Source organism: Marinobacterium sediminicola (assembly GCF_022343685.1).
GTDB lineage: Bacteria > Pseudomonadota > Gammaproteobacteria > Pseudomonadales > Balneatricaceae > Marinobacterium > Marinobacterium sediminicola.
Map to the genome: position 1 here is coordinate 2,245,899 of NZ_CP092123.1, position 20,392 is coordinate 2,266,290.

The following is a 20,392-nucleotide window of genomic DNA, read 5'->3' on the forward strand; positions in this document are numbered from 1 at the left end:
ATCAAGCAGGTGTGAGTTCGTAAACGGGATTTCGGGCGGGTGTTTCATCAACGTGGGCCGGACTTTCCGCACCCACCTGAGTGCCATAAAGGCGACTGAGCATCTGCCCGTCCATGGCAGCGATCGGTCCGTCAAAAAAGATTTCGCCTGCCTGCAAGGCAATGGCACGCTGGCAGTATTTCTGGGCGTAATCGACCTGATGCAGGGTCACAATGACGGTGATCCCCAACTCCCGGTTGATGCGTTCCAGGGTTTCCATCACCAGTCGGGACGACTCCGGGTCCAGTGACGCGATAGGTTCATCGGCAAGAATCACTTCGGCTTTCTGCATCAGCGCTCGTGCGATTGCGACCCTCTGCTGCTGCCCCCCGGACAGCTCAGATGCACGCTTGAGCGCGTGCTCACGCAACCCGACCAGCTCCAGCGCCTTCAGCGCTTCAAGCTTTTCTTCACGGGTAAACCAGCCCAGCATGCTGCGCCAGACCGGCACGCGACTGAGGCCGCCAATCAACACGTTGGTGAGCACGCTCAGACGGTTAACCAGATTGAACTGCTGAAAAACGTTGCCGATCCGGGCACGGGTCTTGCGAATATCCCTGGCAGCACGCCCCTGTTTCTGCACCGGAATCCCCAGCACCTCAACGCAGGAACTGCTGCTTCTGTCCGCAAGGGTCAGGCAGGAAAGGTGTCGCATCAGCGTGGACTTGCCTGATCCCGACGACCCGATCAGAGCAACCATCTCGCCCTTGGCCACTTCCAGCGAGATCGCCTTGAGCACCCGGGCATCGCCGAAGGTTTTATGAAGGTCTGTAATTTTGATAGCAGGCATGACTGGCCCCTCTTGAATCCTGTAGAACCAGATTAGAGGGGCTATGTGACACCGAGGTTATCTATACATGTTGGTTTCTTTACCAGTAGATTGCGCTTTTCTTACGACCCGATTAATCCAGGTACTTCGCCAGAAAAGCCTCTCCTGACAAATGACGAAAATCGTCCAAGCGTTCAGCCAGCAATTCATGTGACCACTCCCACCAGGCCAGGCGCTCGAAGCCTGCTATCACCTCATCGCTGAAGCGCTTGCGAATCGGCCTGGCGGGAACACCGCCCACAATGGTGTAGGGCGCTACATCTCGGGATACCACTGCACCTGCTGCTATCACCGCCCCATTGCCGACACTCACGCCCGCCAGAATCACGGCTCCATGCCCAACCCAGACATCGTGCCCCAGCGTTACCGGCTGATCTCGCCGCCATTGGAAGAACTCGCTGTCATCCTGACCGAATCCGTACAGTGAACTGCGGTAGGTAAAATGATGCATCGCCGCTTTTTCGACCGGGTGATTTCCGGGATTCAGACGGGTATGGGCAGCAATGGAGCAGAAGCGACCGATCTCGGTGTTGATGACATCGGAATCGTCACCAATGTAGGAGTAGTCACCCAGAGAGGTATTCACGATCTTGCAGCGCGCGCCAATCTCGTTGAAGCGACCAAAGCTGACATCACTGATCAACACTTCGCGCTCCAGCAGCGGTTCAAAAGACAATTGTTTCACGACAGGAAGCCTCTTGGTGGTCACAAAACACCAAGGCTAGCGTCCCGGCATGAACAGGCCATGACACCGATACCGGAAACTTGCCTGATCCGGTCAGTCACTCACGCCTGGAGGGAGACCAGCACCAGCCCCAGCACCATGAGGCAGAGCCCTTGCAACCGCGGCAGGCTAATCGATTCCTGCAACCAGAACACACCGATCAGGACGCCCAGCGGAATGCTGACCTGTCGCAGTGCCACCACGTAGCTGACTTCAGCCACCATCGACATACTGACCAGAATGAGCAAGTAGGTGCCGATGATGAAGACGCCCGCCAGTACCGTCCAGCCAAGGTCAGGCAAAGCCCGAAGTGACTCGCCAAAGCCCCAGCGCACCAGTGGCAGCATCCACAGAAGACAGGCGGCAGCCTGAAGGACAACAAAACTGCTGCCGGCACCGAAGGCCGACATCCCCTGTGCTTTCATCAGCCCAATGGCGGCACTGTCGAGCACGGAATAGCCGGCGGTTGCCCCTGCGGCCAGCAGGACCCAGCCGATCGCTGGCGTACAGTAGTTACGCCAGTGCCAATCCCGCCAGCATCCCAATGGCAGGGCCAGCGAACCAAACATGATCAGCCCCATGCCGAACAGATCCTGCACCCGCAACTGACTCTGTCCGTAGGTGATTAACACCACGGCCGGGACGATCAGTACCGGCAACGCCCGTGCCAGCGGATAGACAAGATTCAGGTTGCCATGACGGTATGCTTTGGCCAGCCCCGTCAGATAAAGGGTCTGGCATAAACCCGAGCCCAGCAGCAGCCACCAGAATTCAGCAGGCAGCTCGACAACCTCAGACCAGACGAGGAACAGCAGCGGACTGAACATCAGCATGCCCAGCCCCATCGCCCAGGCATAAAAACGCACCGTCTGAGCGGTGCGTTTGCCGATCAGGTTCCAGCCTGCATGCAGCAGGGCTGAAACCAGAATCAAACCAATGGCGGCAGGCGTCACGGCTTTTCGCCCATGGCCAGACGAGCGGCGATCTCCTCCAGACAGGGCACCACATCCGCGATGCTGTCGATCACGTAATGTGCACCACTGGCGGCCATGCGCTGGTACGCGCCAGCGCGACGCACTTCCTGTTCGGCTTCACTGAGCGCCAGCCACTCATCCAGACTCATGCCCACTTCGTTACCGCTGACGGCCACACCGATGGTCCACATGCCGGCATTCAGGCCCTCTTCGATACCGGTCAGGGTATCGTCGATTTTGACGCAGGCGCAGAGATGCTGGACGCCCAGATCCATAGCGTTTTTGAGGGTCATATGCGGGTAGGGACGCCCTTTTGGCACTTCGGTAGCACAGACATTGCTGTCCGGGGCATAACCCTGCTCGGCTGCACGCGCCAGCAACCCTTCGATCATGCTGGCGGCATAGCCGGTGTTGCCACCGATACGGATGCGGTTGCTTCGCATCCACTCCAGCGCATCGATCAGTCCCGGGATCAGGTCAGCCGTCTGGGCAATGGCATCGATCTGCAGCGGCACGAAGTCATCGTACATGCGGTCAATATCCGCCTCACTCGGCAGGGCCCCTTTTGCCTCCTGCCAGGCATCCCGAATACGAGGATGGGCACACAATTGCCGGATATGTTCACGCTTCTCAGTGCCCATCGGGCCACGGGCCTCGGCTTCACTGATAGGCACTCCCTCTTCGGCAAAGAGACGCTGGAACGCACGGATCGGTGCCATGGACCCGAAATCCACGGTAGTGCCGGCCCAGTCCATGATCACAGCTTCGATCGGACCTGTGTAGCGGCGTTCAAATTGATAATTCAAGGTCATGGGGTTGCTCCTGTATTCAATAATCTGTCTTTAATTCAGGCGGTTGCCAGTGAGTCCAATACGTGTGCCGGGGTACCGTCAGGAATGCTCATCTCATCCAGCACCGCTGCCACGGCGGCCAGAACGGCATCGATCTGAGTGTCATAAAGCTGGCCAATACAGCCCAGACGGAAACTGTCCGCTTCGGTCAGCTTGCCGGGATAGATGATGAAACCACGGGCCTTGATGCGATCGTAAAAGGTCTGAAAATCAAAATTGGCATGCCCCGGGGAGAAGAAAGTTATGATGATTGGCGACAACCATTCATCACTCAGCAGGGTTTCAAAGCCAAGCTGACGCATGCCTGCCACCAGTCGCTGCTGGTTGCGCTGGTAGCGTGCGTGTCGACCGCTGACACCGCCCTCTTCCGCATGCTCCTTCAAGGCCTGCAGAAAGGCCGCGACCACATGGGTCGGCGGGGTATAACGCCACTGCCCGGTTTTGACCAGATACTGCCACTGGTCCAGCAGGTCCATGCTCAATGAATGAGCATTGCCCGCGGCGGCTTCCAGCACGCTCTGCCGAATCAACACAAAGCCAAAGCCCGGCACACCCTCAAAACACTTGTTGGCCGAGGAGATCAGTGCATCGAAAGCCACTTTTTTGGCACTGATCGCGACCGCACCGAAGGCACTCATGGAATCGATAATCAAACGGCGTCCCTGGCGTGCAACGACTTCGGCGATCTCTTCCACCGGATTCAGAATGCCGGAGCTGGTTTCGCAATGGACCACCGCCACATGGGTAATCTCAGGGTCCGCAGCCAGCAGAGCTGCAACTTCCTCAGCGCGCGGTGGCTCGTAGTCGCCCTTGTCCAGGGCGACATAGGCACGGCCCAGATAATCCATGATCTTGCCCATGCGCTGACCATAGGCGCCGTTCATCAGAATCAGCAGCTTGCCTGTTTTCGGGACCAGGGTTGCCAGCGTGGCCTCCACGGCGAAGGTACCCGACCCCTGCATCGGCACACAGACGTGACTGCCTTCACCGTCCACCAGTTCCACCAGACTCTGACACAGCTGGGCCGTCATGGCGCGGAAGTCAGCATCCCAGGAGCCCCAATCCTGCAGCATCGCCTGTTTGACGCTCAGGGTGGTGGTAATCGGTCCGGGGGTGAGTAGATAGGGCTGTTCTGTTTTCATCACTTCTCTCTCTTTCTGGTCTACACCAGTATTTCGACGCAAAAAAAATCACCGCTTCATCGCCAGGCGGCACCGGTCGATGCCATCCCGCTTCAGCGCTGTCGCCAGCGCTGGGTCCGTTGCAGAATCTGATGGCTGATCAGCCAGTGAAGACCTTTGGCAACCAGCGATGTCAGCATCAGCAATACCGCCATGGCTGCCGCTGGAGCGATGTCACCCGCTTCGTCCATATGCATCACCGCCACCGAAGCCAGGGTCGTCTCCGACGAGTACAGAAACACCACCGCGGAAACCGTGGTCATGGCGTTAACGAACAGGTAAACCGAGATATCCAGCACTGACGGCAGTGCCAAAGGCAGGGTCACGCGACGCAGCGTGGTATAGAACGGCACCTTCAGTGACGCCGACACCGCTTCGAATTCGCTATCGATCTGCTTCAGACTGGTGACCGCCGTCAGGTGGCAAACGGTGTAGAAATGCACCAGGGTATTGAGCACCAGAATGAACATGGTGCCGTAGATCGCATTGAACGGGTTCTGGGGATGATTGAAGAAGAAAATGTAGGCCAGACCCAGCACAATGCCGGGCACCGCCATCGGCAGCATGGCCAACAGCTGGAGCAGACGGCGAGCCAGCGGCATTGGCTTGATCTTCTCGCTCATGTAAGCAATCAGGAAGACGATGGCCGTGCCGATAAAGGCCGTCCAGGCAGACATCTGCAGCGAGTTGAAATAGGAGGCCCAACCACCGCCATCCATCATGTCGAAGCGGTAGTTGTTGAACGACAGCGCCATGTTGTACGGCCAGAACGTGATAAAAGAGGCATACACGGCCATGCCGATGACCAGCAGCAGAAAACCGCACACCAACGCGCAGAACAGCGCCAGCAAAGCATCACGAAGCGGTGATTTTTGCGGTGTCATCGGCACGGCACGGGACGACAGCTGTGCCGACTGTTGGCGCTGAACCCGGCGTTCAACAGCAAAGGAGATAAGCGCTGGCAACAGCAGAATCACACTGACGACCGCTCCCATCTGGAAATTCTGCTGTCCAACCACCTGCTTGTAGATGTCGGTTGCCAGCACGTTGTATTGCCCCCCGATCACCTTGGCAACGCCGAAGTCAGTAATGGTGAGGGTGAAAATCACGAAGATGGTGTTGATCAGGCCATAGCGAACCGATGGCAGCGTTACGGTCAGAAACACGCGCCAGGATGGTGTTTTCATTGACCGGGCCGCTTCATACAAGCGTGCATCACTGTTGCTGAACGCAGTGATCAGAATCATCAGTGCATGCGGAAATGCCCAGAAGCTCAACCCCATGACGATACCCACCGGACCGTAAATGCTGTCTACCGGCAGCCAGTCCCTGAGAATGCCCTGGTTGCCGAACAGGTAGATCATGCTCAACGCTGGCAGCAACGAAGGGGCGAATAACGGCAGCATGCTGAGCAGACGGAATCCCCTTTTGGCCACCATCCCACTGCGGGTCAGCGCATAGGCGAATACAAAGGCGGTTGAAACCACGATCACAGTGGTCCAGAAAGCAATATTGAGCGAATTGAGAATCGATCGAGTAAGCGCCGGATTGCTGAAATACTCGATAAAGTTACTGAGGCCGGCAAATTCACCGGCAGCATTCTGCAGACTCTTGACCAACATGGTCAGCAATGGCATCAACAACGCAGCCAGCAGGAAGCATAAGCCGCCGGCGACAATCAGACGCTGTAACCAGGTTTCCGTATTCAGGGCGCGCGGGCTCGAGGTAAGGGACAGTGTCGCAGGCATCATCAAGCTCCCGTGACCTGCATGGCCGCCATATCCTGCGGCAGATCCGCCTCAATGGATCGAGGCAATACTTCCCCATGACCCGGCGATTCAGCCGGGTAAAATTTCAACGCCTCACGCGGCACGCTCAACCACAAAGACTCGCCAACAGAGGGTTTCAGACTGCTCATTTGCTCCACCGGCAGGTCCATATGAATTGGCGGCAACTCCTCATCCAGCATCATCTCCAGGCGAACAAACGCCCCCATGAAATGCACGTGATCCAGGCGAGCCTGCAGCACCAGATTGTGATCGCTGCTTAAGCCAAAGGGGGCTGACTGCAGTTGGGCGCATTCGGGTCGAAAGCCCAGCGTTCCGCGTTCACAGACAGGCAGTGTCATCGGAACTTTCACCTCACGGCTCCCCAGCATCAGACTGCAATGATCCAGAACCTCGGCAGGCATCAGGTTCATGCTGCCGACAAAGCGAGCAACGAACTCGGTGGCGGGCTGACGATAGACTTCCTCCGGCGTGCCCACTTGTGCGATACGGCCGTGATCCATGACCACGATACGATCAGCCATGGTCAGCGCCTCATCCTGATCATGGGTGACCATGATGGTAGTGATGCCAAACTTGCGCTGCAGCGCACAGATTTCATTGCGCAGGTGCAGACGAACGCGAGCATCCAGCGCAGAAAGCGGTTCATCCAGCAGCAACAGGCCAGGTTCCGTTGCCAGCGCTCGTGCCAGAGCAACACGTTGCTGCTGCCCCCCTGAAAGCTGACCGGGAAACTTGTCACCGATCCCCGGCAGGTGAATCTGCTCCAGCAGCGCCTCCACTCGCTGTCGGCGCTCACGGCGCGGCAGCCTCATATTGGCCAGACCATAGGCAATGTTTTCGCTGACCGTGAGGTTCGGAAACAGCGCATAGGACTGAAACACAATGCCGAAATCTCGCTGCTGCGGCGGCAACGTCGAGATATCCTGCCCTGCCTGCACGATACGCCCCTGCTCCTGCTGCTCCAGACCGGCAATGGCTCTGAGCAACGTGGTCTTGCCGCAACCGGATGGACCCAGGAAGCAGATAAACTCGCCTTCCTTGATTTCCAGCGAGATATCATCCAGCGCGATAAAGCTGCCGAAGGATTTGCGCAGATGCTGAATCCGCAGATAAGGGGTGGGTGTATTCATGATCAATCTCCGTAAAACAGGCAGGGAGGGTTGCCGCTGCAACCCTCCTGATTAAGCGTCGGCTCAGGCTCAGTTTTTGGCTTCGCTCTTGCCGTCATAACGCTGCTGCCATTCCTTGAGAATGCGCGCACGGTTGGTGGCGGCCCACTCGAAGTCGTTGTCGATCATGCGGTCCGCGATATCAGCCGGATAGTTCGGCACCGGTTTGGCAACCCCCGGCATGGCAACGACAGCAAAGTTGTCGTTGTAGAGCGTGTTGGCTTCACGGGTAACGGCCCAGTCCATCAGCTTCCGGGCTGCCGCCAGCTTGGCGGTTCCCTTGACGATAGCCGCGGCCTCCATATCCCAGCCCAGACCTTCAGAGGGGAAACCCAGATCGATCGGAGCGCCCTTGTTGATCAGCTTGGCACCACGGTAGGCAAAGGAGATGCCGATCGGGGTTTCACCGGCTGCCGCCATCTTGCAGGGTTTGGAGCCGGAGTGGGTGTAGCGGTCGATGTTCTGGTGCAGGCTGTCCATAAAGGCCCAGCCGCCCTCCTCACCAAAGGTCTGCAACCAGCTGCTGACATCCAGATAGCCGGTACCCGAGGAGTTCGGGTTCGGCATGACCAGGTGCCCCTGATATACAGGTTTGGTCAGATCCTGCCAGCTGGTCGGCATCGGCAGACCATGCTTTTCGGCCTCAATCCGGTTGTAGCAGATGGACGCCACCCAGGCGTTCATGCCAACCCAGGACGGCACTTCATCCTTGTCAACAAACTGGGTACTCAGCGTTTCAACACCATTGGGCTTGTAAGGCTCCAGCATCTGCTGGTTTTTCAGCACCAGCAGACTGGTCGCGGCAACGCCCAGAATGGCATCCGCCTGGGGGTTTTCCTTTTCAGCCAGCAGGCGCGCGGTGATGATGCCGGTGGAATCACGCACCCAGCGGATTTTCACGTCCGGGTTGGCACTCTCGAAAGCCTTGGCATAGGCCTTAAGCTGGTCGGCTTCCAGAGCGGTATAAACGGTCAACTCAGTGGCTGCCTGGGTAGCCGTAGCTGTCAGGGCAAGTGCAGCGGCAAGCAGTGTCTTGTTCAGGCTCAGTGTCATGATGCGATCCTTGAATCCGTTTTCAGTCTGTTAATGCAAGCGGGCTTAATCTGGTATATACCAGATAATTCTTGCAGCACTTTATTGCAGTACGATGAACAAAAGGTTGCACAGGTTTTAACCGGAACGTTTCTGACTGCGAGCCAGCGCACAGCGGATGCGAAAGGCTTCACTGAAGGGGTCCACCGGACCGAAGCGTTCAGGCGCGAATGGCGTGGTGTCGATATAAGATGATTGCTCGAGCGCCAGTTCGGCCAGTAACCGCCCGATGCCACCGGATAGTGCAATACCGCCGCCGGAACAACCGGTTGCGACCAGCAGCCCCGCAAGCGCGGTCCTGCCCAACAAAGGCTTGCCGTCTGGCGTGTAGCTTGAGACACCGGTCAGGTAATGTGCCACGCCCAGGTGTTCAATCGCCGGAAACACCTCGGCCAGATCAGTCCAGCCGGATTCAAGACATTCCCAACCCTCAGGATCGCAGTTGAACAGATAGCCATGAATATCTTCCGGCAATCCGGCAGGATCACCGTAAACAGCCTGCTGATCACGCAGACCAAAGAGCAGCCCTCCTACCTCGGGGCGCGCATAGGCATTGGCATCCGGCAGAATCACCATGGGTGACTCGACGAGAAACAGCTCGGTGTTGTCTTCGGTAATCCAGTAGTGACTGCGCACCGGTGCCATCGGCAGCTGAATGCCGCTCTCGGCCAGCAGCTTGACAGACCAGGGACCGGCACAACAGATCACCGTGCCGGCGATAATGTCTCCGTTACTGGTGCGAGCCCCCAGCACACGCTCCTGGTCCTTTATCAGCGCTTCAACTCGGCAGTTCTGCATGACCTCCACGCCCAGTTTGCGCGCGGCGGAGAAATAGCCCTGTGCCAATTGCACCGGATCCATGTAGCCATCCTCAGCCACAAAGAGTGCTTCGCTCCCTTCTCCGGGGGCCAACCACGGCGCCAGGGATTGTGCACCCTTGCCGTCCAGCCATTCGGCTTTCAGACCCAATGACCGAGCCGTATGCCAGGTTTCACGCAGATATGACTTGCCTGCGTCATGGCTGGCCAGATGCAAACTGCCGACCTGTCGCAGTGGCAGCGATTGATCCAGCACCGCATTCAACTGCTCTATGGCGACAAAGGTTTCTGCTACCAGCGCTGCCATGGCCGGGTCCGGACGCACCCGTGTCAGCAGAGCTGCTGCCTGACTGGTGGTGGCCGATGCCAGCATGCCGGCCTCTATGAGACGAATACGTGTCCCCACAGGCGCCCGTTGCGCCAGAGACCAGGCTGTGGCGGCACCAAGAATGCCACCGCCTATGATCAGGAAGTCGGTCGAAGCGTCTTGCATGTTTCAAACTCCAATCTGGTATATACCAGATTATCGAGACGCAAGGTGACAGACCCGTGACAGTAATGTTGCGGCGAGTGGCGTATCAGATGTGAGAGTTAATGACGGTCGCCAATACGAACGGAAATCTTCAGCGCGTCATGAAGCCAGTATTCCCGATCCAGTTCCAGGAAATCACCGTGCTGATCAAAGCTCAGGCGTTGAATATAAAGGCCAGCTGTTCCCTGATTGACATGAAGCGACTCGGCTTCAAGCCCTTTCAGCGCCAGCGGGTAGATCTCGATATCCCGATGCTCTGGACGCAGGTCGTATTTATCGCGCAGCAGCTGCCAGATCGAGAGATTGGTACTCTCACTGAGAAGGCCGGGACAATGCGCCGGATTGATGTAGTTATGCTCCACCAGCAGCCCGCGCTCATTCACATACCGGCGCCGGAACACATGATAGACCGGTGTACCTGCCTCAAGGCCACTGATCTCGCTCAACCATTGCGGCACTTCCGTCAGCTGCTTGAACAGGGTTTCGGTACGGGGACAAAAGCCCTGTTCGGTGACATAGCGGTTGAAGCCAAGATCTCGACTGGGATCATAACGCAAGCGCTCCGGCGTGATGTACCAGCCACGCCGGTTTGACCTGAAAATCAACCCTTCGGCCTCCAGCTGGGACAGCGCCTGACGCACGGTTACCCTGGTAGTCCCGAAACGTTCGGACAGCTCACGCTCGGATGGCAGGCGCTGCTGGCTGGACAACTGTTCGGCTTCGATCCACTCCCAGAGGCGGTCACGAAGCTGAAGGTATACGGGATAATCGGTACGGGACATCAGGCTGGCTCTGCTTTGGGAACTGGGCTCACAGGATAAACTGGGGAAGCATATACATTTACGCCTGCCCCTGAATACCATCATGCCAGATAAAGGCTTGTAAAAGGCTCACTGGCAAAACTGAAGCTTGGCCAGAGGGATTGCCAGCCAGACTTTCTGCAGCGGCTTCAATGTTGAGGAACACCGAATACCGCCCGGCAAGGAAGCGCGAATTTTCAGCCCACTATCAAGCACAAGGGTTACTGAGTCACCGCTCTGGGCTGAGTAACACCCTGAAAGGGTCAGGTAATTGTCAGGGTCAGGCCCCCAGGGCCCCAACAACAGCGTCACGTCACAGGGTGAGAACACCAGTTCCCCCCGGCTGCAGCAGGGAAACCGCGGCGGGCATGTCAGTAATTTGCCCTCCAGCCAGACACGACCGGCCACATCCACCTTGACCGGTATACGGTTAGGCGCGACGACGTTTTCCAGTGCGCGTTGCTCATTGGTATTTAAAATCGAAACCTGCGCATTCATGGCTTGTTCATTTCTACTGACAGGAGTTGCAATACGCGTCATCCTAGCGCTGCTCAATGACGATCCAATGACAGGACTGCGCTTTACACGCCTCCCGCCACTGCTACAATTGCGAACTGTTCAGCCTTTGAAATCCGCACTCAATCAGCAGGATGTGTGAATGAAATTTCGTTTTCCGGTCATCGTTATCGATGAAGATTATCGTTCCGAAAACATCTCGGGCTCAGGCATTCGTGACCTGGCCGAAGCCATCAGCAGCCAGGGGATGGAAGTGGTCGGCTTCACCAGTTACGGTGATCTGACTTCGTTCGCACAGCAGGCCAGCCGTGCCTCCTGCTTTATCCTGTCGATTGACGACGAAGAGTTTGGTTCAGGCTCCGATGAAGATGTGGACAAGGCTCTAGAGTCGATCCGCGACTTTATTGGCGAAGTGCGCAAGCGCAATGCCGACATTCCGATATTCCTCTATGGTGAGACACGGACTTCGCGTCATATCTCCAACGACATCCTGCGCGAGCTGCATGGCTTCATTCACATGTTTGAGGATACGCCGGAGTTCGTGGCACGCCACATCATCCGTGAAGCCACCAAGTACCTGGAAAGCCTGGCACCGCCGTTCTTCAGTGCGCTGATGGATTACGCCAGCGACAGCTCTTACTCCTGGCACTGCCCGGGCCACTCCGGCGGCGTTGCTTTCCTGAAAAGCCCCGTGGGCCAGATGTTCCATCAGTTTTTCGGTGAAAACATGTTGCGTGCCGACGTGTGCAATGCGGTGGAAGAGCTCGGCCAGCTGCTGGACCACACCGGCCCGGTATCCGCCAGTGAGGCCAACGCCGCACGCATCTTCAATGCCGATCACCTGTTCTTCGTCACCAACGGTACTTCCACCTCCAACAAGGTGGTCTGGCACTCCACCGTGGCACCGGGCGACATCGTGGTGGTCGACCGTAACTGCCACAAGTCGATCCTGCACTCGATCATCATGACTGGCGCGATCCCCGTGTTCCTGATGCCGACCCGCAACAACTACGGCATCATTGGTCCGATTCCGAAGAGTGAGTTCGATCCGGAAACCATCCGCAAGAAGATCGAGGCCAACCCCTTCGCTCGCGAAGCGAAGAACAAGAAACCGCGTATTCTGACCATCACCCAGAGTACCTATGACGGCATCGTCTACAACGTTGAGACGATCAAGGAAATGCTGGGCAACACCATTGATACGCTGCATTTCGATGAAGCCTGGTTGCCGCATGCTTCCTTCCACGACTTCTACCACAACATGCACGCCATCGGTGAAGGACGTCCGCGCTCGGATGAAACCCTGGTGTTCGCCACCCAGTCTACGCACAAGCTGCTGGCGGGCCTGTCACAGGCGTCACAGATCCTGGTACAGGACGGCAACAACCGCAAGCTGGACACCCATCGTTTCAACGAGTCATACCTGATGCACTCCTCCACCAGCCCGCAGTACGCGATCATCGCGTCCTGCGATGTAGCCGCGGCGATGATGGAGCCCCCGGGCGGCAAAGCTCTGGTTGAAGAGTCACTGCTGGAAGCCATCGATTTCCGTCGCGCCATGCACAAGGTAGACGAAGAGTTCGGTGAGCACGACTGGTGGTTCAAGGTCTGGGGGCCGGATATTCAGGCTGAAGAAGGCCTGGGTGACCGCGACAACTGGATCATTCATGACGATGACGATTGGCACGGTTTCGGCAAGATCGACTCCGGCTTCAATATGCTGGACCCGATCAAGTCCACCATTATCACCCCGGGACTTAACCTGAAGGGCGAGTTTGACGACGTTGGCATTCCTGCCGCCATCGTCAGCAAGTATCTGGCCGAGCATGGCATCATCATCGAGAAGACCGGTCTCTATTCGTTCTTCATCATGTTCACCATCGGTATCACCAAGGGCCGCTGGAACTCCATGGTGACCGAGCTGCAGCAGTTCAAGGACGACTATGACCGCAACCTGCCCATGTGGCGTGTGATGCCGGAGTTTGCCAAGAAGCACCCACAGTATGAGCGCACTGGCCTGCGTGACCTGTGTACCGAGATCCACAACGTCTACAAGCAGTACGATGTTGCACGCATCACCACCGAGATGTACCTGTCCAACATCGAACCGGCGATGACGCCTGCGGACGCCTGGGCCAAGATGGCACACCGTGAAGTCGAGCGTGTCTCTATTGATGCCCTCGAAGGCCGTGTGACCGCCATGCTGGTGACTCCCTACCCGCCAGGCATCCCGCTGCTGGTTCCGGGTGAACGCTTCAACAAGACCATTGTGCGCTACCTGCAATTCGCCCGTGACTTCAACTCCCGTTTCCCGGGCTTCGAGACCGATGTCCATGGTCTGGTACGGGAGCAGGTCAATGGGAAAGACGCTTACTTCGTAGACGTGGTCAAAGACTGACCCTTATTGGAAGCAAAACTATCCTAAAGGCGACTTTACAGAGTCGCCTTTTTTATACATCAAATAATTTCCACAATTTTTGTAGGTAGTCTATATTGTTTTGATAATCAGATTTCCATGGCGACAACAAGGATAAAATGCCCATGAAAACAAATCTCCCGGTAACCGGACGTGCCGTTGATTTCCCCGACGATACCAATATCCTTTCCACTACCGATCTCAAAGGACGCATCACATACGTCAATCAGGCCCTGATCAATATTTCAGGTTTTGAAGAGGAAGAACTGGTTGGCAAAAGCCACAACGTTGTCCGACATCCTGATATGCCCCCGGCAGCCTTCAAAATGCTCTGGGACAGAATTCAAAGTGGGCATTCCTGGATGGGGTTGGTCAAGAATCGCTGCAAGAACGGTGACCATTATTGGGTGAACGCTTATGTCACGCCGATTCAGGCTCATGGGCAGACCGTAGAATATCAATCCGTACGTACCCGTCCCAATCCGGAACAGGTTGCGCGCGCAGAGTCGCTCTACAGCAGGCTGAATGCTGGCAAGAAGCTCCCTGATAGCCTGGCTGCCCGCACGAACCTCCCGGTCAAGTGCATAGCCGCCGGTGTACTGACAAGCTTGCTTATCGCAGCCGTGCTGGCATCGGGGATCATTTCTCTGGAATCCGCCCTACCGGCTCTGGCTGCAGCACTGCTGACCAGCCTGCTGTGTCTGCTGGTTGTCATGCCTGTTCACCGGGTCGTTGAAAGCACCCGCCACCAGGTATCAAACGACCCTGTGGCCCGACATATCTATACAGGCCGAAACGATGAAGCTGGACAGCTGGAATACGCTCTGTTTCTTTTACGTTCAGAAGCCAGTGCAATCGCCGGTCGAATCAACGACTCAGCGCAACAGTTGAGTGAAAATGCCGAGCGCCTGTCTCAAGCAGCCCAACGAAGCAGCGAGGGGCTGCACCACCAACAGGCCGAAACGGCTGCTATCGCCTCAGCCATGGCCGAGATGGTTGCCAGCATCAGCGATGTCGCACGCCACGCCCAGCTCAGTGCAGACAGTGCAGACGGCTCAACCCAGGTTGCCATGAACGGCAGTTCCCTGATGTCAGAAGCTCGGGAAGCACTGCACGTCCTCAGTAATGAAATTGAACAAACAACCTGTGTCATCAGCCACCTGGCTGACAGCAGCAACAATATTCACCGCATTCTGGATGTCATCACCGCCATTGCCGAGAAAACCAATCTGCTGGCACTGAATGCCGCCATAGAGGCCGCACGAGCAGGCGAACAGGGTAGAGGCTTTGCCGTCGTGGCAGAAGAAGTGCGGAACCTGGCACTGCAGAGCCAGTCGTCAGTCAGCGAGATCCAGCAACTGCTTGCAAGCCTTCATCACGATTCACAAGAAGCATCCAGCGCCATGCAGCTCAGCCGTCAGAAAGCCGAAACAACGGTTGAACGCGCTCTTGAAGCCGCTGAAGCATTGCAGCAAATTGCCAACGGCATCACCCACATCAGTGACATGAATACTCAGATCGCATCTGCCGTTGAGCAACAGTTGGCAGTCAGCAGCGAAGTGGAACGTAACGTGGATTTGATCAAGGACGTTGCTGGCAGCAACCTGGAGAACGGTCGAGAAACCGAAGCCTCCGTTGAACAGATGAGCAGAATGTCCTTGAACCTGAAGCAACTCTCCGACCATTTCTGGTCCCTGAGAGCCTGATATCAAAAAAGGGGCGCTCAGCGCCCCCTTCCTTACTTTCACCGCTTACCCATCTTTTCGACCCTGTCTTCCAATGCCGTCAGCTTGGCAACAATTTCACCTGATATGCTGGCAACCTGATCATAACAGGCTTCGGCACGGGCAAGATCTCCCTTCGTCTTGAACTGAATTGCCTCCTTGACCAGCGCGTGCAGTTGCTCATGAGGCGCTTCGATACCGGTGAATTCCTGCATTTGGCCATACTTCTGCTTGCCGTCGGAGTAGTACCATTTACCAAACGCGCAGTCGAAGTGTGAAACGGCTTCCTTTTGAGTCAACGTCGCTTCCCCATCAAGGAAGCTGCGCAGGCGTGTTTTCCAGGACAAGTGCGCTGCCTTGGCTGCGCTCAGATCAATGCCTTGAACATTGGTTTCAAATCGATTGACCTCGCCAATCAGGTCATTGGCATAACCACTGATAGCCTGTGTCACCCCAACTGACTGTTTGGAGTAGACCGCTGTTCTATTGGCCTGAACAGCGATCTCATTGATATGCCGATCCATGTCATGCGCAACCTGGCTTTGCTCCTCTGCTGCCGTTGCAATCTGTGCGTTCATATCGGATATGACACTTACAGCGTCAACGATGCGCAAAATCACGCTGCGGGCTTCCTCTGCATTGGCCACACTTTCCTCGGCCAGTCGCTGACTGGTACCGATCGAATCAACCGCCGAAGCTGACTGGCGCTGCAGGCGTTCAACGATGCGGGCAATGCTGTCCGTGGACTGTCGTGTTCGCTGCGCCAGCGTGCGGACCTCATCAGCGACTACGGCGAAGCCACGCCCCTGCTCACCCGCTCTGGCAGCTTCTATGGCCGCATTCAAAGCCAACAGGTTGGTCTGCTCGGCAATCGATGTGATGACCTCAAGGATCTGGATAACCTCTTCACTGCCTTTTGCCAGATCATGAATAACGCCTACCGAGCTGCGCACCTGATCGGCTACGGCTCCTATCTGATCGCTCACTTCCGCTATCAAATGCTGACCGCCCTTGGCCGAATCGTTGGCGGACTCGGCCGCTGCCGCCGCATTGGAGGCACTGTGAGCCACTTCCTGCACGGTCGCTGCCATTTCAGCGACGGCAGCTGCAACCATCTCAATCTGCGCCTGCTGAGAAGAAACACCACGATCGGTGTCGGCAAGGTCTGAATTAACCTGACTGACCCCTGTACTGATGCGGCTGGATGTCTGAGCCACCTTGTGCAGCAGATCGCCTATTTCGAGGATGATCTGGTTATACGCGGTGTAATTCTGACCCACTTCGTTATTGGGGTTATCAATCTCAATAGGAATCGAAAAGTTGCCTTGTGACAGAATTCTGAGATGGTCGCGCAAATTCTTGATCTGGCGAAACATCACCGTCAGACCAAAAGCTCGTCCCATTACAATCAGTATCAGAACTACCGCGGTTACAGCCAAGGCAATATTTTTCAGCAACGTCTGCTCAGCGATGGATGTCTGCTCCATCATGCCGACGGCCTTGTTCATTTCGGTCAGGACCTGAAGTGAGCTGGACTGCAGTTGTGCCAACGACTCCGGTGCTCCCTGTCCTTGAATCAATTGTTCAACAAGACCGCGATAATGACGCCATAGCTGACCGACACGTTCCAGCTGGGCGCGGGTCTCGGTGTCGGAGGTCGCCTTTATGCCCATTTCTTCGCTGCCATCCAGCAAAGCACGGTGTGCTGTTTCGAAGGTTCGCATGGTAGCAGCCGGCACATCCGCTGCGACAACCCCCTGTTGCAGCAGCAGAGCTTCCTTGGCAAGGCGCTGGCTCAACATGCGCTGTTTGCCGGCAACATTTATTGCCGTAGCATCGTCGCTGCCGGCCAACCAGACCGAAACACCAATAACCGCCGTCAGCAAAAAGATCAGGATGTACGAAAACATGAACTGCGCATCGAGTGAACGCAGACCTGTCGTTTCCAGCGTACGTTCCAGTGCCTTGCCTATCCGATAGCGAATGGACTTTTTGTCTGATAAATACTTGAACATCAATTCCTTCCTGATCCTGATGCGAGAGATGTGACAGCATAGTTCGACAGCACAACGAAGGCCATAGCCATTGACCGACGTGCTGAGACATCAGATATTGTGTTGATCATTACTCAATTCGGGCGCTTTAAAGGGGGCGAAAACATCTATTTACACCCGAGCAATAAGCAAATACCCTTAAGCAAAACCCTTTAATAACAATAACTGTAGGGTCTCACATGAAACTTTACATTACTCAGCGTATCGCGCTGGGATTATCTGTGCTGGTACTCTTCATTATTCTGGTTGGGGCGAGTGGACTCTATGCAAGCCGTACCCTGGGCCAGAATGTTTCGACACTGACCGAAGCGCTGATTCCACTGATGGAACGCAGCTACGAGCAGACGCTGGCAGTGAGCACCGCCACGACCCAACTTTATGGTGCACTGGCACAACGCGATGAAAACTCGTTCGAGCAGTATCGCAGTCAGTTCGACACAAGTCGCCAGAACCTGACCGAGCAACTGAAACAGTTGTCTTTGCAGCCCGAGCTTGATGAGAGCCAGCAAGCAACAGCTTCGAAGCTTGTGCAACAGGTCGCGGAGCTCGAGCAGCTATCCGCCACACTGTTCACGCTTTATCACCAGTCTCGCAAGCTGGAAACAGAGGTCTCTCAGAAGTCGGTCCTGTTTTTTACTCAGAACGACGCGCTCGCCAGTTGGGCTCGAAACTATTTGGCATCCACTGACAACTCCGAGGGCATCCAGCTGATTCGCCCCATCACTCGAGTTGCCAACACCTACAGATTCATGCTGTTCAACTATCAGCGTAACCAGAATCTGCAGGCACTCAACTCTGATGCTCAGAGCAACCGAGATGGTCTTCGAGAAGCCTTTGACAATTTCAGCGCTGTTGATGCCAAAGCCAAGCAGATCGACAAGCTCGTAGAACAGCTGGACTCCGGTCTGTTTGCCGAGAACGGCATCATCCGGTTATACAACCAGGTCGAAGAAACAAGGGTTAACATGAATTCAACCCTGGCGGCCCTCTCGACCCAGGTTGATCGCTTCACCGCCACTTCTACCCAGCTGGTCGAGAGCGTGCGTGCCAAGGCTCGACAGGCGCGTGATCAGGGCCAGCAGGCCGTTACCCTGAGCAACACCATCATTCTTGCGGTCACTCTGACAGCCATCCTGCTGGCCACCGGTATCGCGGTGCTGACCATTCAGGCATTGCGCAAGCCACTCTCCACCATCAGAACCCAATTGACCATGCTGCGCGACGGTGACCTCAGGGTCAGCTTTGACCAGGAGCGCCGTGACGAATTTGGCGAACTGGGACAGGCGCTTAATGATGTGGTCGCAGGGCTGCGTGAGATTGTCGATACCATTACCCGTGGCTCCGGCCAGTTGGCCAGTCTGGCCAGTGCGAGCTCAGCGATCAGTGAGCAAACCACCAAGGCAATGTCGCAGCAGAGTGATCAGCTGCAACAAACCGCCTCAGCAGCCACTGAGATTTCCAGCAGCGTTGCCGAAGTCGCCGATCACAGCCAGACAACCCTGAGCGCTGTTCATCAGTGCGAAGACTTGAGTGTAAGCTTGACCGAAAATGTGCGTGAGACCCTCAGCAGCATCGAAACCCAGGCAGAAGGTATTCAGCAAGCGGTCAGCGTCAGCGACCAGCTGGCCAGCTACAGCAGCGAAATCGACAGCATACTTTCGACCATTCGCGATATTGCCGAGCAAACCAATTTGCTGGCGCTCAATGCGGCCATTGAGGCGGCACGTGCCGGTGAGCACGGCCGTGGTTTTGCTGTCGTCGCCGATGAGGTTCGCGAACTGGCGAGCCGGACGCAAAACTCTACCGGGCAGATCCAGCAGATGGTGGAAAACATGCAGGCGAGCATTGCTCAGGTCGTCAACGTCATGCAGTCCAGTTACGCCCAGACCCGCACATGCGTTGACCATGCTCACGCCTCTCAGCAATCGCTGGATTCCCTGAATGCTGCCATCGCTCACATCGGCAGCCTCAGTACTCAGATTACCGAAGCTGCCCGTCAACAGACCGACGCTGTCGAGGAAGTCAGCCGTACGCTGAACGGTCTTAACGACACGGCTCAGGAAACCACTCAAGGGGCCAATCAGGCATCAGCCAGTAGCCTTCAGTTACTGGAATATGCTCAGGAACAACAGCGCCTGCTGACCCGCTTCTCTCTTTAATCAAGAAAGGGGGCCTGTTGGCCCCCTCGATTATTTCTGCTTCTTGACGAACTTGGTCAGAATGACAATCTGTTGACCTTCGACACGCCCCTCGATCTGTTCCGGGTTATCCAGCACCAGTGAGATGTTGCGCACCGCGGTGCCTCGCTTGGCCGTCAGGCTGGAACCTTTCACATTCAGATCCTTGATCAGGGTAACGGTGTCACCGGCTTCCAGCACAGCACCGTTGCTGTCCAGGTGACGCACGACTTCATCGTCTGACAGGTGATCACCGGTCGCCTGAGCCCAGACCAGGGTGTCATCATCCAGGTACATCATGTCGAGCAGGTCCCGTGGCCAACCTTCTCCGCGCAGACGATTAAGCATGCGCCACGCCAGCACCTGAACCGCCGGCACCTGGCTCCACATGCTATCGTTCAGGCAACGCCAATGGTTGGGATCGACCTGATCAGGGTTTTCGATCTGGCTACGACAGGTGTCACATAGCAAAGCCGATCGGTCAACACTGTCATCGGCAGATGGCGGCACCGAAAAAGCACCCAGCGCGTCAGTTGCGCCACAAAGTTCGCATTTGGATTCGCTACGTGTGTGCAGTGCCTGTTCGAGTGTCATGATCGCCTCTCCTGTGATTGAAGCGGCGAATTATGCCAGACCCACACAACTTTTGGGGACTTGGCTTTAAAAAAGACTGCCCGCAGGCAGCCTTTTCAAGAATGTTCCGCTT

Annotated in this window: 16 protein-coding genes and 2 pseudogenes; 3 read left to right on the top strand and 15 right to left on the bottom strand. The window is 56.2% G+C overall.

The genetic code is table 11. The features are described 5' to 3' along the window. Window position 1: 1 nt before the first annotated feature. From phnC to LN244_RS10435, 11 genes are all read right to left on the bottom strand, one after another. Window positions 2-829, bottom strand: coding sequence for a phosphonate ABC transporter ATP-binding protein (gene phnC / locus LN244_RS10385; protein WP_239039721.1), 828 nt, complete (start codon window positions 827-829; stop codon window positions 2-4). 112 nt (window positions 830-941) lie between these two features. Then, complete coding sequence (locus LN244_RS10390) at window positions 942-1,553, bottom strand: DapH/DapD/GlmU-related protein (protein ID WP_239039722.1); 612 nt, start codon at window positions 1,551-1,553, stop codon at window positions 942-944. Between the two features lie 101 nt (window positions 1,554-1,654). Continuing rightward, on the bottom strand, window positions 1,655-2,545 hold the full coding sequence (locus LN244_RS10395; RefSeq protein WP_239039723.1) for an EamA family transporter: 891 nt from the start codon (window positions 2,543-2,545) through the stop codon (window positions 1,655-1,657). Continuing rightward, window positions 2,542-3,378 carry a phosphonoacetaldehyde hydrolase gene (phnX, locus tag LN244_RS10400; protein WP_239039724.1) on the bottom strand — a complete coding sequence of 279 codons (837 nt, stop codon included), beginning with the start codon at window positions 3,376-3,378 and terminating at the stop codon, window positions 2,542-2,544. The genes LN244_RS10395 and phnX overlap by 4 nt, the downstream gene beginning before the upstream one ends. A 35-nt stretch (window positions 3,379-3,413) precedes the next feature. Then, the gene (locus tag LN244_RS10405) at window positions 3,414-4,559 is read right to left on the bottom strand and encodes a 2-aminoethylphosphonate--pyruvate transaminase (protein ID WP_239039725.1); all 1,146 of its coding nucleotides are present in this window, start codon (window positions 4,557-4,559) and stop codon (window positions 3,414-3,416) included. Between the two features lie 92 nt (window positions 4,560-4,651). Then, window positions 4,652-6,349, bottom strand: coding sequence for a putative 2-aminoethylphosphonate ABC transporter permease subunit (locus LN244_RS10410; RefSeq protein WP_239039726.1), 1,698 nt, complete (start codon window positions 6,347-6,349; stop codon window positions 4,652-4,654). Next, window positions 6,349-7,518, bottom strand: a complete 1,170-nt coding sequence (locus LN244_RS10415) for a putative 2-aminoethylphosphonate ABC transporter ATP-binding protein (RefSeq protein ID WP_239039727.1) — start codon at window positions 7,516-7,518, stop codon at window positions 6,349-6,351. The genes LN244_RS10410 and LN244_RS10415 overlap by 1 nt, the downstream gene beginning before the upstream one ends. Window positions 7,519-7,587: 69 nt before the next feature. After that, window positions 7,588-8,610: a putative 2-aminoethylphosphonate ABC transporter substrate-binding protein gene (locus LN244_RS10420; protein WP_239039728.1), complete on the bottom strand. Its 1,023-nt coding sequence runs from the start codon at window positions 8,608-8,610 to the stop codon at window positions 7,588-7,590. Between the two features lie 117 nt (window positions 8,611-8,727). After that, complete coding sequence (locus LN244_RS10425; protein WP_239039729.1) at window positions 8,728-9,960, bottom strand: NAD(P)/FAD-dependent oxidoreductase; 1,233 nt, start codon at window positions 9,958-9,960, stop codon at window positions 8,728-8,730. A 98-nt stretch (window positions 9,961-10,058) separates the two neighbouring features. After that, window positions 10,059-10,781 carry a UTRA domain-containing protein gene (locus tag LN244_RS10430; RefSeq protein WP_239039730.1) on the bottom strand — a complete coding sequence of 241 codons (723 nt, stop codon included), beginning with the start codon at window positions 10,779-10,781 and terminating at the stop codon, window positions 10,059-10,061. A 108-nt stretch (window positions 10,782-10,889) separates the two neighbouring features. Then, a complete protein-coding gene (locus tag LN244_RS10435; protein ID WP_239039731.1) occupies window positions 10,890-11,297 on the bottom strand; it encodes a hypothetical protein in 408 nt (135 codons plus the stop codon). 160 nt (window positions 11,298-11,457) lie between these two features. Here LN244_RS10435 and LN244_RS10440 point away from each other — a divergent pair, with 160 nt between their 5' ends. Next, window positions 11,458-13,713, top strand: coding sequence for an arginine/lysine/ornithine decarboxylase (locus tag LN244_RS10440; protein ID WP_239039732.1), 2,256 nt, complete (start codon window positions 11,458-11,460; stop codon window positions 13,711-13,713). 143 nt (window positions 13,714-13,856) lie between these two features. After that, entirely contained in the window at window positions 13,857-15,437 is a 1,581-nt protein-coding gene (locus LN244_RS10445) for a methyl-accepting chemotaxis protein (protein WP_239039733.1), read from the top strand. Between the two features lie 38 nt (window positions 15,438-15,475). Here the strand turns inward: LN244_RS10445 and LN244_RS16485 are convergent, their stop codons facing one another. From LN244_RS16485 to LN244_RS16495, 3 genes and pseudogenes are all read right to left on the bottom strand, one after another. Further along, complete coding sequence (locus LN244_RS16485) at window positions 15,476-16,033, bottom strand: CZB domain-containing protein (protein ID WP_408904467.1); 558 nt, start codon at window positions 16,031-16,033, stop codon at window positions 15,476-15,478. After that, window positions 16,013-16,963 (bottom strand): annotated as a pseudogene (locus LN244_RS16490) (methyl-accepting chemotaxis protein); the annotation flags it as partial. The pseudogene LN244_RS16490 and the gene LN244_RS16485, both read right to left, overlap by 21 nt. Window positions 16,964-17,002: 39 nt before the next feature. Continuing rightward, window positions 17,003-17,470, bottom strand: a pseudogene (locus LN244_RS16495) (type IV pili methyl-accepting chemotaxis transducer N-terminal domain-containing protein); the annotation flags it as partial. Between the two features lie 218 nt (window positions 17,471-17,688). Between LN244_RS16495 and LN244_RS10455 the strand changes: the two are divergent. Beyond that, entirely contained in the window at window positions 17,689-19,668 is a 1,980-nt protein-coding gene (locus LN244_RS10455; RefSeq protein ID WP_239039735.1) for a methyl-accepting chemotaxis protein, read from the top strand. Window positions 19,669-19,698: 30 nt separating this feature from the next. On the opposite strand, the gene LN244_RS10460 is transcribed toward LN244_RS10455, so the two are convergent. Further along, window positions 19,699-20,280 (bottom strand): PhnA domain-containing protein, encoded by a 582-nt coding sequence (locus tag LN244_RS10460; RefSeq protein WP_239039736.1) that lies wholly within the window; start codon window positions 20,278-20,280, stop codon window positions 19,699-19,701. Between the last annotated feature and the right edge of the window lie 112 nt (window positions 20,281-20,392).